This window comes from Novosphingobium sp. RL4, from assembly GCF_035658495.1.
GTDB lineage: Bacteria > Pseudomonadota > Alphaproteobacteria > Sphingomonadales > Sphingomonadaceae > Novosphingobium.
Genome location: NZ_CP141944.1, coordinates 1,331,285 through 1,344,708, shown reverse-complemented (window position 1 = coordinate 1,344,708; position 13,424 = coordinate 1,331,285). Strand labels below are relative to the sequence as shown.

General features: G+C 63.8%; 13 protein-coding genes. 7 read left to right on the top strand and 6 right to left on the bottom strand.

Translation table 11 applies throughout. The features are described from left to right. Positions 1-110: 110 nt before the first annotated feature. A complete protein-coding gene (locus U9J33_RS06550) occupies positions 111-908 on the top strand; it encodes an enoyl-CoA hydratase/isomerase family protein (RefSeq protein WP_165913225.1) in 798 nt (265 codons plus the stop codon). A 72-nt stretch (positions 909-980) separates the two neighbouring features. After that, positions 981-1,268 carry a hypothetical protein gene (locus U9J33_RS06545; RefSeq protein ID WP_324698658.1) on the top strand — a complete coding sequence of 96 codons (288 nt, stop codon included), beginning with the start codon at positions 981-983 and terminating at the stop codon, positions 1,266-1,268. A gap of 21 nt (positions 1,269-1,289) precedes the next feature. Here the strand turns inward: U9J33_RS06545 and dnaE are convergent, their stop codons facing one another. After that, entirely contained in the window at positions 1,290-4,889 is a 3,600-nt protein-coding gene (gene dnaE / locus U9J33_RS06540) for a DNA polymerase III subunit alpha (protein ID WP_324698657.1), read from the bottom strand. A 744-nt stretch (positions 4,890-5,633) separates the two neighbouring features. Between dnaE and U9J33_RS06535 the strand changes: the two genes are divergently transcribed. Further along, entirely contained in the window at positions 5,634-5,867 is a 234-nt protein-coding gene (locus tag U9J33_RS06535) for an RcnB family protein (protein WP_292634536.1), read from the top strand. A gap of 24 nt (positions 5,868-5,891) precedes the next feature. Here U9J33_RS06535 and U9J33_RS06530 read toward each other — a convergent pair whose 3' ends face one another. The 4 genes from U9J33_RS06530 to U9J33_RS06515 form a co-directional block, all read right to left on the bottom strand. Next, complete coding sequence (locus U9J33_RS06530; protein WP_324699013.1) at positions 5,892-6,389, bottom strand: glutathione peroxidase; 498 nt, start codon at positions 6,387-6,389, stop codon at positions 5,892-5,894. Next, positions 6,373-6,657 (bottom strand): hypothetical protein, encoded by a 285-nt coding sequence (locus U9J33_RS06525; protein WP_054439843.1) that lies wholly within the window; start codon positions 6,655-6,657, stop codon positions 6,373-6,375. The genes U9J33_RS06530 and U9J33_RS06525 overlap by 17 nt, the downstream gene beginning before the upstream one ends. Before the next feature lie 76 nt (positions 6,658-6,733). After that, positions 6,734-7,408 (bottom strand): ABC transporter ATP-binding protein, encoded by a 675-nt coding sequence (locus tag U9J33_RS06520; protein ID WP_132469064.1) that lies wholly within the window; start codon positions 7,406-7,408, stop codon positions 6,734-6,736. Beyond that, entirely contained in the window at positions 7,401-8,642 is a 1,242-nt protein-coding gene (locus tag U9J33_RS06515; RefSeq protein ID WP_054439846.1) for a lipoprotein-releasing ABC transporter permease subunit, read from the bottom strand. The genes U9J33_RS06520 and U9J33_RS06515 overlap by 8 nt, the downstream gene beginning before the upstream one ends. A gap of 283 nt (positions 8,643-8,925) precedes the next feature. Between U9J33_RS06515 and purF the strand changes: the two genes are divergently transcribed. The 4 genes from purF (at position 8,926) to U9J33_RS06495 (ending at position 11,984) form a co-directional block, all read left to right on the top strand. Further along, entirely contained in the window at positions 8,926-10,374 is a 1,449-nt protein-coding gene (gene purF, locus U9J33_RS06510) for an amidophosphoribosyltransferase (protein WP_054439850.1), read from the top strand. Continuing rightward, a complete protein-coding gene (locus U9J33_RS06505) occupies positions 10,371-11,102 on the top strand; it encodes an SDR family NAD(P)-dependent oxidoreductase (protein WP_132469063.1) in 732 nt (243 codons plus the stop codon). Before purF ends, U9J33_RS06505 begins: the two co-directional genes overlap by 4 nt. An 80-nt stretch (positions 11,103-11,182) precedes the next feature. Further along, positions 11,183-11,521, top strand: coding sequence for a PilZ domain-containing protein (locus U9J33_RS06500; protein WP_324698654.1), 339 nt, complete (start codon positions 11,183-11,185; stop codon positions 11,519-11,521). A gap of 181 nt (positions 11,522-11,702) precedes the next feature. Further along, positions 11,703-11,984 (top strand): hypothetical protein, encoded by a 282-nt coding sequence (locus tag U9J33_RS06495; RefSeq protein WP_324698653.1) that lies wholly within the window; start codon positions 11,703-11,705, stop codon positions 11,982-11,984. 91 nt (positions 11,985-12,075) lie between these two features. Here the strand turns inward: U9J33_RS06495 and U9J33_RS06490 are convergent, their stop codons facing one another. Further along, positions 12,076-13,383, bottom strand: a complete 1,308-nt coding sequence (locus U9J33_RS06490; RefSeq protein ID WP_324698651.1) for a cyclopropane-fatty-acyl-phospholipid synthase family protein — start codon at positions 13,381-13,383, stop codon at positions 12,076-12,078. Positions 13,384-13,424 lie beyond the last annotated feature (41 nt).

The following is a 13,424-nucleotide window of genomic DNA, read 5'->3' as shown; positions in this document are numbered from 1 at the left end:
TGAAGCCACCTTTGGAATGCCCCCGAGAGGCAATTGTCCCGGCCATTGCAGACCTTGATCGCCGATCAGGAGAACCCGAGGATTCCTGTGCCATTCCAACCGGGGACGCCATGCAGGAACCCACCATTCTCGTAGATAGTCGCGGCGATGTGGAGATCCTCACTCTCGATCGGCCGCACGTCCTCAATGCTCTCGACGAGAACATGACCTTCGCGCTGCGAGACTATTTTGCCGGCCTGGCCGAGCGGCCCGAGGTGCGGGTGGTGCTGCTGCGCGGCGCAGGCCGGAACTTCTGCGCCGGACTGGACCTTTCCGGGTGGCAAAACGACGCATCTAGGGGCGAACTTCAGCACTTCTGGCGCCTGCAAAGGAGCCTCGCAGGGCTGCTGGAACTGATGCGCGCCTGTCCGCAGCCGATCATCGGCCTCGGCCATGGCGCGGCCTGCGGTGCGGGTTTTTCGCTCCTGCTGGCCTGCGATGTGCGATATGGCGCGCCGGACCTCAGGATGAATGCGGCCTACATCAAGATCGGCCTTGGCGGCTGTGATCTGGGATGCAGCTACTTCCTGCCCCGTATCGTGGGCGCTTCCGTCGCCACCGAATACATGCTCACCGGCCGCTTCATGGATGCCGGGAAGGCGCTGCAATGCGGCCTCCTGAGCGAGATCGCTCCGCTGGATTCCCTGCTGGATCGTGGGCTGGCGCTGGCCGGCGAAATGCTGGCCAATTCTCCGATGGGCCTGCGCCTTACGAAGGAAGGCATAAACCGCAATCTCGATGCGCGCTCCCTTTCGGACGCCATGGCGCTCGAAGACCGGCAACAGGTCATGATGTTGATGAGCGAGGATTTTTCGGAAGGACTGGCGGCCTTTCGGGAGAAGCGCCCGCCCAAGTTCCGGGATCGCTGAACGGGATCACGAAACCTTGCGCCGCTTTCACGCGTTTCCCCGTCCAACGATAAGACAGGACAGGAGGTCTGCATGACCGAAGAAACCGTTACAACTGAGCGCGCACCGGAAGCCCCCACCACCACGACCACGATCATTCGCGAGCGCGGCTCGTCCGGCGGGGCGACCGGGATAGTGATGGCGCTGATCCTGCTGGTCGCCGTAGTCGGCGGCATCTATCTCTTCAGCCAGGGTACGGAGAGCGAGACGGCAAAGGACAACGCGATCTCGGAGGCCGCGAACGAAGTCGGCACGGCCGCCAACAAGGTTGGCGACGCCGCCCAGGACGCCGCTCAGGACGTCAGCCGAAACAATCGGTAAGCTTGGCGCTTGCGCCGGCGGTCAAGCCGCCCGGCGCAAGCCCTCCGGGCCTCTTCTGGCGATAAGCGAGACATTCGAGAGGCCCTTGATGCTGGAGAGATGCTCGGCAAAGTCGCCGTCCAGCGCGAAATCGCGGCCTAGCCGCATTTTCTGGGTGCGGCCTTCGCCAAGGTGCAAAGTGGCGACAACCTCGCCGCAGCCGGGCGCCCCCGGACGCATGAGCATCGCGAGTTCCTGAACCGCTTCGATACTGTCTATTTCAAGCGACAGCAGCATCCGGGCATCGGCCTTGACCTCGTTCAACGGACGCGCGCTTCGCACCGTGACGCGCGGCGGCTCGTCGGGACTGGGGCTGTCCAGTTCGACGTTGAGCAGCACGCATGCCCCCTCCTTCGACCATTTGACGAAGTTCTCGACCATGCTCTCCTCGAAGCAGGAGGCCGAGAAGTTGCCGGACTGGTCCGAAAAGTCAGCCATGACGAAATCTTTGCCGCGCTTCGTCTTTCGCTTCTGGACGTTCTCGACCATCGCCGCCATCACCGCGCCGGTGCGGCCCGCGCCGCCCCCCGTCATGAGGCTGGAATAAGTGCGCGCGCCGTTGGCGGAAGCCACCGCGCGGAATTGCTCGACCGGGTGTGCGGCGAAGTAGAAGCCGAACGTTTCCCGCTCCTTGGCCATCTGGTCCATGCGGTTCCACGGATCCGCCTCGACGAAGCGCAAGCCCTGCTCGACGTGATCCTCACCCCCGAACAGGCCATGCTGGGCACTGTTTCGCTCACGGGAAGAACGGTCTGCTTCGGCCAGCAACGTATCGGCGTTGGCCAGGACCTTGGCGCGATTGGCCTCCAGCCCATCGAAGGCGCCCGCAGCCGCGAGGCTTTCCAGCTGGCGGCGATTCATCGATCCGGCCGGCGCGCGGCGGAACACATCGTCAAGACTGACGAACTTGCCGTTCGCCTCGCGCTCGGCAACGATTGCGTCCATGGCCTTTTCGCCGACGTTGCGGATACCGGCGAGCGCATAACGCACGGCGTGGCTGTCCGGCGTTTCCTCCACGCAGAACTCCGCTTCCGACATGTTGATGTCGGGCGCGGCGAGCTGGATGCCGTTGCGGCGCGCGTCGTCAACGAAGATCGCCAGCTTTTCCGACTGATGCATGTCGAAGCACATCGAGGCCGCATAGAATTCGTGCGGGTAATGCGCCTTGAACCACGCGGTGTGGTAGGCGAGCAGCGCGTAGGCGGCGGCGTGCGACTTGTTGAAGCCGTAGCCTGCGAACTTGTCGATCAAGTCGAACAGTTCGTTGGCCTTGGCCGCATCGATGCCGGACACTTCCTTGCAGCCATCGACGAAGCGCTGGCGCTGCTTGTCCATTTCCGCCTGGACCTTCTTGCCCATGGCGCGGCGCAGAAGGTCGGCGTCGCCCAGCGAGTAGCCCGCCAGGATCTGCGCGGCCTGCATGACCTGCTCCTGATAGACGAAGATCCCGTAAGTCTCGCCCAGAATGCCCGCCAGCTTGTCGTGCGGGTATTCGATCGATTCCAGCCCGTTCTTGCGGCGGCCGAACAACGGAATGTTGTCCATCGGGCCCGGACGGTAGAGCGAGACGAGCGCGATGATGTCGCCGAAATTGGTCGGCTTCACGGCCGCCAGCGTGCGGCGCATCCCTTCCGATTCGAGCTGGAACACGCCAACCGTATCGCCGCGCTTGAGCAGTTCGTAGACCGCCGGATCGTCCCAGCCGAGCGTGGACAGGTTGATCGTGATGCCCCGCCGCTCAAGCAGGTCGCAGGCCTTCTTCAACACGGAAAGCGTCTTCAGACCGAGGAAGTCGAACTTCACGAGGCCGGTGTCTTCCACCGACTTCATGTCGAACTGGGTCACCGGCATGTCCGAACGCGGATCGCGGTAAAGCGGCACGAGCTGCGCCAGCGGACGGTCCCCGATGACCACGCCCGCCGCGTGAGTCGAAGAGTTGCGCGGCAAGCCTTCGAGCTGGACGGCCAGATCGACCAGACGCCTGACTTCATGGTCTACGTCGTATTCCCGGCGGAATTCGGCGACCGGCGGATCCTTGGTCACGCCGTGCTGCTTCCTTCCATGCAGCGCCTCGGTCAGGGTCCAGGGATCGGTTGGATGGTTCGGCACCATCTTGCAGAGACTGTCGACACGGCCGTAGCCCATCTGCAGGATTCGCCCGCAGTCGCGCAGCACCGCGCGGGCCTTCATCTTGCCGAACGTGATGATCTGCGCGACGTGATCGTGCCCATACTTGCGCTGGACGTAGCGGATCACCTCGCCGCGCCGGGTTTCGCAGAAGTCGATGTCGAAGTCAGGCATCGAGACGCGTTCGGGATTGAGGAAGCGCTCGAACAGCAGGCCCAGCTTCAGCGGATCGAGGTCGGTCACGGTCAATGCCCAGGCGACCAGCGAACCCGCGCCCGAACCACGGCCCGGACCGACCGGAATGTCGTTGTCCTTGGCCCATTTGATGAAGTCGGCAACGATCAGGAAGTAGCCGGGGAAACCCATACCGACGATGATCTGCACTTCGAAGTCGAGGCGCTTGGCATAGTCGAGGAAGTCTTCGGTGACACCGCGCTCTGCGAGTTCGCGATAGGCTGCCTCCCGCTCTTCGCCCTGAAGGGCCATGGCGGCATCGAGCTCTTCCTCGGTCACATCCGGCCAATAGGGTGCAAGCCGCCGCGCCAGGCCGGCGCGCGAGTTGTCCGCAAGCATCCGCGCTTCGCCCTCGAGGTCGCCTGCAAGGCTGGGCAGCAGCGGCTTGCGGCGCGGAGGCATGTAGGCACAGCGCTGCGCGACGACGAGAGTATTCGCCAGCGCCTCGGGCAAGTCGGCGAACAGTTCCTGCATCGCCTCGACCGGCTTGACCCAACGCTCGGCCGAGGACCGAGGGCGCTCGGGCGCATCGACCTGTGTGGAATTGGCGATACAGAGCATGGCGTCATGCGCGGCATGGAACTGCGCTTCGGCATATTGCGCCGGATTGGTGCCGACGAGCGGAATGTCGCGCGAATAGGCGAGCGCGATCAGGTCTTCCTCGCTTTCGTCCTCTACCTGCTCCCCCGTGCGCGTGATCTCGATATAGAGGCGGTCACCGAACAGAGACTGCAAGGTATCGCAATAACTCTCGGCAGCCTCGAACCTGCCAGCCGCGAACAGCCGGGCGAGCGCGCCCTCGTCGCCGCCGGTAAGGCAGATCAGGCCATCGGTATGGCCGCGAAGCGATTCGAGCGGGACGTGGGGATCGAGTTCGAGCGGACGTTCGAGGTGAGCCCGGCTGACGAGATCGCACAAGTTGAGCCATCCCTGCTCGCTCTGGGCAAGAAGGGCAAGCCAGTCGATCGGCAGATCCTGCCCCTGCGCCACCACACCCGGCCGTGCCACTGCCAGGAACGTTCCGACGATCGGCTGAACCCCCGCCCCCTTGCACGCCTGCGCATAAGTCGGCGCGCCGTAAAGGCCGTTGCGATCGCAGATGGCGGCGGCAGGAAACTTGCGCTCCTTGGCGAGCTTGGCGGCCGCCTTGGGATCGATCGCACCGTCCAGCATCGTGAAACTCGAGAAGATGCGGAGCGGAACGAAAGGTGCATGAGCCATCGGCGGAATTTAGGCATTGCCCCACCCCTCAATCAAGGCGGGGCTGGGGATAAGCCGGGGGATAGGAGCAGGCGATATGCGGCCGCCAGGCACCGACAGGGGAACCGGAGTGAACGGAAGCGCCCATGTCGTTGATCGCACACGCAGCCGAGGCGCGGGCATCGACTGGCGCCAGGCCGGATTACCTTGAAAGCAGCAGGAAATCGCGCCATGCTCGATCCGTTCCTGTCCTCACCGGCTCTTCCCGGCCGGTTACTTCAAGAACCCGATGATTCATGCACAACCCACGCCGATCCGGCGTAATTTGTCGTTGCCCCGTTCACGGGCGGCACTGGAGACGTGTGAATGAAATTCGCCTATCTTGCCCTCGTCCCGTTCCTGCTGGCTCCGGAAAGCCTGCTTCCCACGGAATTTGCCGCCACGGCGCAACAGAGCCGGCCCGGCGGATCTCATGGGCAGGGCGCTAAGCCGCCCGGCGGCGGTTCGCACGGCCCGGGAACAAGACCGCCCGGCGCGGGATCGAACCGCCCGACGAATCCGGGATCGGGAAGCAACAGGCCTCAGCCGCAGCCACCCCGGCCGGGCGGGAACCACGTTCAGCCCTCTCGTCCCGGCGGAGGAAACCAGACGAGGCCGCCCTCGCAACCCGGCGGTAATCGGCCAGATCGCCCCGGGAACCACCGCCCGCCGGCCATCAAGTACCCCCATAGACCGGGTGCCGGCCGTCCCAGCACGTTTCGGCCCATGCATGCGCCGGGATATCGTTATCCACGCGGCTACGGCTACCGGCGGTGGTCGATCCACATGATCCTGCCGGCGATCTTCCTGTCCTCGACCTATCTGTTCCAGGATTATGCCATGATCGGCGTCGGGCCGCCGCCCCCCGGCTACTACTGGGTTCGCTACGGCCCTGACCTGTTGCTGGTGGATCGCCGGACCCGACGGGTCGTGGACGTTATCTATAGCGCATTCTATTGAGGAAAGCGGTCGAGGCGCTGCCGACTACAGCAGCGCCTCGATGTCCTTTTCCAGTGATTCCGGCTTATCGGTGGGGGCATAGCGGCGCACGACCTTGCCGTCGCGCCCGATCAGGAACTTCGTGAAGTTCCATTTCACCGACTTGCTGCCGAGCAGCCCCGGCGCCTCGGCCTTGAGCCATTTCCAAAGCGGCGAGGCATCATCACCATTGACGGCCACCTTGCCCATCAGGGGAAATGAGAGGCCAAAGTTGATGTCGCAGAATTCCGCGATTTCTTCAGCCGAGCCCGGCTCCTGAGAGCCGAACTGGTTGCAGGGAAATGCGATCACCTCGAACCCGCTCTCGCGGTACTTTTTCCAGAGCGTTTCAAGGCCCGCATACTGCGGCGTGAACCCGCACTTGCTGGCCGTGTTTACGACGAGCAGCACCTTGCCGAACTTTTCAGCAAGACTGACCGCCTCGCCATTCGGCAATATCGCTTCAAAATCCGCGATCGTTCGAGGATCAGCCGGTGATGCCATGTGGGAAGTCCGTCCTTCGATAGAGACGGCGAATGTCCCCGATTTCCAATAGCCTGTCACCATCCTTCTGGACGGCATAGCCAGCCTGATCCGCTTCAGGCAGATGCATGACATAACGGATCAGGTTTGCCACCGTATCCCGGCGGATACCCTTGAATACGTTGAACAAACCGCCACCGTCGGCCGTCTTGTGCAATTCGGCACCGTCGTTCCAGCCCGGGCTCTCGCCGGCAGGAAGGCCTTGGATGGTAGTAGGAAAGTCGCTCATACAACGCTCCTTTCGCGCGCTTTTTGCCTCTGGTGGTAAAACGCGCCGAAAGCCTGCGATGTTCCCTGTCAGAATGTCAGGTCAGCACGCCTTCGTGAAGTCTTACCACGCGGTCCATCGCCGCCGCGAGACGCTCGTTGTGAGTAGCCACAAGCGCCGCACTGCCCTGCCCGCGCACCAGTTCCAGGAACTGCGCAAAGACCTTGTCCGCCGTTTTCTCGTCAAGATTGCCGGTCGGCTCGTCGGCCAGCACCAGCCGCGGGCGGTTGGCAAGCGCACGGGCAACGGCCACGCGCTGCTGCTCCCCGCCCGAAAGCTTGCTTGGCCGGTGTTCGAGCCGCTGGCCCAGCCCAAGCGCCGCAAGCAGTTCGGTGGCCCGCTGCTCGCACTCTTCCCGCGACTTGCCGGTAATGAGCTGCGGCAGCACCACATTCTCGATCGCGTTGAAATCGGGCAGCAGGTGGTGGAACTGGTAGACGAACCCGATATGGTCCCGCCGCACGGCCGCGCGGCGGTCCTTGCCGAGCTTGGACGCGTCGATCCCCGCAATCTCGATGCGGCCGCCGAAACCGCCCTCGAGAAGGCCGATGGCCTGAAGCATGGTCGACTTGCCCGAACCCGAAGGGCCGAGCAGCGCCACGATCTCGCCGGGCTGAACGGTCAGGTCGACACCGCGCAGCACGTCGATGCGGACGCCGCCTTGCTCGAAACTGCGGGTCAGGTTGTCGAGACGGACTACGGGATCATTCATAACGCAGCACCTGCACGGGATCGGTGCTCGCCGCCTTGAAGGCCGGATAGAGCGTGGCAAGGAAGCTGAAGATCAGCGCCATCACACAGATCACCACGATTTCGAAAGGATCGGGACGCGAAGGCAGTTCGGTGAGGAACCGGATCGAAGGATCCCAGAGGTTCTGTCCGGTCAATATCTCGACCAGATGGACGATGGGCTGGCGAAAATACAGGAACACGAAGCCCAGCAGCACGCCCGCCACGGTTCCCAGCGCCCCGATGCAGAAGCCGGTCGTCACGAAGACTTTCAGCAACGAGCGCCGTGTCGCGCCCATGGTGCGCAGGATCGCGATGTCGCGGGTCTTGGCGCGCACCAGCATGATGAGCGACGACAGGATATTGAACACTGCCACCAGCACGATGATGGAAAGCACCACGAACATCGCCACCCGCTCCACGGCAAGCGCCTCGAAGAGCGATGCGTTGATCGTCTTCCAGTCCGTGACGATGGCGCGGCCCGCCAGCTTCCGGCTGAGCGGGGCGAGGATTTCGCCGACCTTGTCGGGGTTGGTGGTCGTCACCTCGATCATGCCGATGGTGTCGCCGGTGAGCATGAGCGTCTGCGCGTCCTGCATCGGCATGACCACATAGGCTTTATCATAGTCATAGACGCCGATCTCGAAGATCGCCGCCACACGATATGCGATTTGCCGCGGAACCGTGCCGAACGGGGTCGAGCGCCCGAGCGGGTTGATGATCGTGATCGTATCGCCGATCTGCGCGCCGAGGTTCTGCGCCAGTTGCGAGCCGATGGCGACATTGTCGCTCCCGGTCTTCAACTCGGAGAGATTGCCGGACTGCACCTTGTCCCGCAGCCGGCCGAGATCCTCGTTCGTATTGCCGCGCACGAGGATACCCTCGACCCGGCCGTTGAACGTCGTCATCAGCGGCTGTTCGATCAGCGGCGAGGCCTGAACGACACCTGGAGTGGCCCTAACGTCCCTGAGAACGCCCTGCCAGTCATCCAGACGGCTGCCATAGGCCTGAATGATCGCATGACCGTTGAGGCCGACGATCTTGTCGAAAAGCTCGGCGCGAAAGCCGTTCATCACGCTCATGACGATGACCAGCGCGGCCACGCCGAGCATGACTGCTGCCAGGCTGATGCCGGCGACCAGAGCAATGAAGCGCTCGCCCTTGCCGGGCAGCATGTAGCGCTTGGCGATGGTCCATTCGAAAGGGGATAGGATCAAGCGACGGTCCGTCTGTGATCGGGCAGATGGCCCGGCATTAAGCATATGTCTGAAAGCTGGCAAGCTGATCGGCGAATGCCGGTGACGCTGCGATGAACGGATCCGGCATTCCGGCAGAAACGAACGCTGGCCGATTCGGCTCCCTGCCCGCCGTCATTATGCAGTCACGAAAAGCGCGCAACGCCGCCACCTTGGCCATATCCTGTCGAGGGCCTTGCATTTGAAGCCAACACGCTCCAAATGCGCGGGCGATTTTGGCGCGCCAGCAGCCCGGACGACATCCATGAACATGACACATCCCTTTCGAGACGCCGATGGGGACAAGCTGCGCGAAGAGTGCGGCGTTTTCGGCGTAATCGGTTCCAAGGACGCAGCGAACATCGCTGCGGCCGGGCTCCATTCCCTGCAGCACCGCGGCCAGGAGGCCGTGGGCATAACCAGCTTCAGCGGGGCGGAATTCCATTCCCACCGCGGGCTTGGGCACGTCGCCCAGGTCTTCTCCCAGCGCGAGCTGGATACCCTGCCCGGCACCATGGCTTCCGGCCATGTCCGCTATGCGACGACCGGGGGGTCGGGCCTGCGCAACGTGCAGCCGCTCTTCGCGGACCTCGCCGCCGGCGGATTCTCCATTGCGCATAACGGCAACATTTCCAACGCGATGACGCTGAAGCGCGATCTCGTGTCGAAGGGTTCGATCTTCCAGTCGACCTCCGACACCGAGGTCATCATTCACCTCGTCGCGACCAGCCGCTACCCCACCCTGCTCGACCGTTTCGTTGACGCGCTGCGCATGGTGGAAGGCGCCTATTCGCTGATCTGCATGACCGCAGAGGGCATGATTGCCTGCCGCGATCCGCTGGGCATCCGCCCGCTGGTCATGGGCCGTATCGGCGACGCCACCGTCTTCGCTTCGGAAACCGTGGCCTTCGACGTGATCGGCGCCGAGTTCATCCGCTCGATCGAGCCGGGCGAACTGGTCCAGGTCGATCACAAGGGCACGATCTCCAGCCACCGCCCCTTCGGCAATCCGGCTCCGCGCCCCTGCATCTTCGAGCACGTCTATTTCAGCCGACCCGATTCGGTGATGGACGGCCGCTCGGTCTATCAGGTGCGCAAGCAGATCGGCATGGAACTGGCCAAGGAAGCGCCGGCCCCGGCCGATGTCGTGATCCCGGTTCCCGACAGCGGCGTGCCTGCCGCGATCGGCTATGCCCAGCAATCGGGCATTCCCTTCGAACTGGGGATCATCCGCTCGCACTATGTCGGCCGCACCTTCATCCAGCCGGGTGACGCGGCCCGCCATGCGGACGTGAAGCGCAAGCACAACGCCAACCGCGCCATCGTCGAAGGCAAGAAGATCATCCTGATCGACGATTCGATCGTGCGCGGCACCACCTCGATGAAGATCGTGGAAATGATGCGCGACGCAGGCGCCGCCGAAGTGCACATGCGCATCGCCAGCCCGCCGACCGAGCATTCGTGCTTCTACGGCGTGGATACGCCGGAGCGTTCGAAGCTGCTGGCCGCCAACATGGACATCCAGGCCATGGCGGACTTCATCAAGGCCGACAGCCTCGCATTCGTCTCGATCGACGGTCTCTACCGCGCGGTGGGTGAGGAAAAGCGCAACAAGAAGCGCCCGCAGTTCTGTGACGCCTGCTTCTCGGGCGAATACCCCACCAAGCTGACGGACTTCGCCGACCGGTTCGCCGGGGAGCTCAACGCAGCGTGAGCGACGGTACCGGCGGAAAGCCTTTCGAAGGTCAGGTCGCGCTTGTCACCGGCTCCAGCCGGGGGATCGGCGCGGCCACCGCGCTCGCCCTGGCCGAAGCCGGTGCGCATGTCCTGCTGACAGGCCGTGACACCAAGGCGCTCGAGGCCATCGAGGACCAGATCTTCGAGGCCGGCGGCTCGGCCACGATCGCGCCGGTGGACCTCGTCGAATCGGACGGGATCGCCCGCCTTGCAACGGCGGTCTCGCAGCGCTGGGGCAAGCTCGACATACTCGTCGTCAATGCCGCGGTCCTGCCCGAGCTGACGAGCGTGGCCGATATCGACCAGCGCGCCTTCAACAAGGCGCTCACCACCAACGTGCTCGCCACGCAGGCGCTGATCGCCAACTTCGATCCGCTCCTGCGCCTGAGCAGCGACGCCCGCGTCATCGGCATGACCTCCACGGTCGCGACCGCGCCGCGCGCCTTCTGGGGCGCCTATGCCGCGACCAAGGCCGCTTTCGAGGTCCTGCTGGACTGCTATGCGGACGAAACCCGCAATATCGCGAAGCTGCGTGTCGCCGTGGTCAATCCCGGCGCCACCCGCACCGCCATGCGCGCCCGCGCCTACCCCGGCGAGGCACCGGCTTCGGTGAAGCCGCCGGAAGTCGTTGCGGAACGGGTGGTTTCGCTTCTTGGCGAACCCTTCGAAACCGGCCACCGCGAAACCGTTGCCGCCGCGAATTAACCGCGCGGTAACCCTTTCCTGATTTCCTGCCCTTGAACGGCGCACCTCCTGCGCCATTCAAGGGTACGGGTCTCGGGAACATGACGACGAAATCCCCGCAGGACATTTACGAACTGGCCGCGCAGGAAGATCGCAGTGCCATTCGCCAGCGCATCTCCATTCCTGCCGGCTTCCGCGCATCCGGAACCAAAGGCTTCCAGACCGCGGTCCGCGACCTTTCGCTTTCCGGGTTCTCGGCCACGGCGATCAGCCGTATCCATGCCGGTACCTATTGCTGGCTGACGCTGCCGGGCATGGAGGCCTTGCCTGCCCGCGTGATCTGGTGGGAAGACGGTCTGGTCGGCTGCGCCTTCGAGCAATTGCTCAACCCCATCATTCTCGAAGCCGTGATGAACCGCTGGCGCGGTAGCGGATACTGACCGGCGATAGCCCTGCCCGCGATCCAGCAGGCGGACGGCACCTGGAGACTTTTCACGCAGCCCAGGCGGCGTAAACGAATTCGAGGACCCACAGCGGCGGCTATCTGGAAAATTTGTCTGAAACCCGCCATTCCGGACACGCCCCTTTGCAGCCGTTCGGCCTTGCAGTTAGCATGGCTGGATGGAAGTCACATCGATCATCAGAACCGACGCTTTGTTCATCGGTCGCCTCTTCGCTCAATTGGCGGCAGTGGCCCTGCTGGTTTGTGCCGCGCTGCTGCTGGTGAATGAGTCTAGCTTCTGGTCGCGATGGAACATGCTATGGGCGCTTGGCATCCCGTTCGCCGTCTCTTACGCGTTCAACCGAGATACTCGTAGGCGAGTGATCACAGGCCTTTGCCTTGTCCCATGGTCTCTGCTCTCTGTCTTCGTGGGGATCGCTTCGTTCGCTATCGAGCCCTAAGGCAGCTAACCACCCTTGCCTGCCGTTCAGCCAGTTTACGTGTCTACCCCATAGCGAAAGTCGATTCAGGCTGGGAATTCGTCCAGGCGGCCTAGGTTGCAGTCTTCACCAGCGTCACTTGCGCCACGTCGATGCCGCCGCCCATGAAGCCGCCTTCGCAATACATCAGATAGAACCGCCAGAGCCGGACGAAACGTTCGTCGAATCCCACCGGCAACCGCCCCTCTTCTACCGCTGCGTCGAAATTACGACGCCATTCGTAAAGCGTGCGGGCATAGTCGAGCCCGAAGCCCTGCCGGTCTTCCCACGCCAGCCCCCGTTCCTCGGCCAGGCGGCGGAATTCCGGTTCGTGGATCAGCAGGCCGCCCGGAAAGATGAAGGTCTGGATGAAGTCCGCGCTTCGGGCGTAAGCCTCGAAGAGATCGTCCCGAATGACGATGTACTGGATCGCCGCCCTGCCGCCGGGTTTCAGGTTTCGGGCCACGCAGTCCAGGAAATCGGGCCAGAACCGGCGCCCGACCGCCTCGACCATCTCGACCGAGGCAATCGCGTCATACCTGCCCGCAACGTCCCGGTAATCCTGCTTGCGAAAATCCACCCGGCCGCCGCTTGCCTCGATCCTGCCGCTCCAACGCTGGCGCGCGTAAGCGAGCTGCTCTTCGGAAAGGCTGATGGCATCGACATGGGCACCCTCGGTTTCGGCCAGGAAGGCGGAAAGCGTGCCCCAGCCGCAGCCGATTTCCAGCGCCCGGCCGCCCGCCGGCAATGCCAGCCGGTGGGCAATCGCGCCGATCTTGTTGGACTGCGCCATGTCGAGTTCGCTGACGAACTGGCTCAGCGCATTCGGGCCGCTTCCCGGCTTCGGGTAGATGCCGCTCGAATAGAGCATCGTTTCGCCCAGCCACTGCTCGTAGAAGTCGTTGCCGAGGTCGTAATGGGCGTGGATGTTGCGCAGTGCGCCCGCGCGGGTGTTGCGGTGGAGCCAGTGCACGAAGCGCGCCGCCGCGCGCCACGGGCCATGGGCGCGTCCCACGTCGCCGAGGCTGGTGGCATTGTCCATGAAAAGCGCGAAGATCGGCACCGGGTCCGCGCTGTCCCATTCACCCGCCTCCCAGGCCTGGTACCAGCCGACCGAACCTGCCGTGGCGAGGCGCAGCAAGGCGCGCCAGCTCCGGATTTCCACGGCGGCCTCGAATCCCGGGGCCCGGCCGCCGAGCAGACGCGTTTCGCCGCCGGGAAGCGTGGCCTCGATGGCCCCGCGCTCCAGCCCCCGGTCGATCCGGTCCAGCACTTTGTCCACCCCGCCCGACCAGAGCCTGGCCAGCCATTGAGGACCGACACCGATGGACCGGCCGCCCTCGACCAGTTCCTCACCCCTGCCTGGCGCATGTGCGTTCATGCTGCCGATATTATCCGGAAAATGGCCACGGGCAATTGCTT

Bases quoted from the DNA above. Each gene is read 5' to 3' on its own strand.
- dnaE (WP_324698657.1), bottom strand. From the start codon at position 4,889: ATGGCTCATGCACCTTTCGTTCCGCTCCGCATCTTCTCGAGTTTCACG.
- purF (WP_054439850.1), top strand. From the start codon at position 8,926: ATGAACATGACACATCCCTTTCGAGACGCCGATGGGGACAAGCTGCGC.
- U9J33_RS06530 (WP_324699013.1), bottom strand. From the start codon at position 6,389: ATGGCATCACCGGCTGATCCTCGAACGATCGCGGATTTTGAAGCGATA.
- U9J33_RS06545 (WP_324698658.1), top strand. From the start codon at position 981: ATGACCGAAGAAACCGTTACAACTGAGCGCGCACCGGAAGCCCCCACC.
- U9J33_RS06500 (WP_324698654.1), top strand. From the start codon at position 11,183: ATGACGACGAAATCCCCGCAGGACATTTACGAACTGGCCGCGCAGGAA.
- U9J33_RS06495 (WP_324698653.1), top strand. From the start codon at position 11,703: ATGGAAGTCACATCGATCATCAGAACCGACGCTTTGTTCATCGGTCGC.
- U9J33_RS06490 (WP_324698651.1), bottom strand. From the start codon at position 13,383: ATGAACGCACATGCGCCAGGCAGGGGTGAGGAACTGGTCGAGGGCGGC.
- U9J33_RS06535 (WP_292634536.1), top strand. From the start codon at position 5,634: ATGCATGCGCCGGGATATCGTTATCCACGCGGCTACGGCTACCGGCGG.
- U9J33_RS06520 (WP_132469064.1), bottom strand. From the start codon at position 7,408: ATGAATGATCCCGTAGTCCGTCTCGACAACCTGACCCGCAGTTTCGAG.
- U9J33_RS06550 (WP_165913225.1), top strand. From the start codon at position 111: ATGCAGGAACCCACCATTCTCGTAGATAGTCGCGGCGATGTGGAGATC.
- U9J33_RS06525 (WP_054439843.1), bottom strand. From the start codon at position 6,657: ATGAGCGACTTTCCTACTACCATCCAAGGCCTTCCTGCCGGCGAGAGC.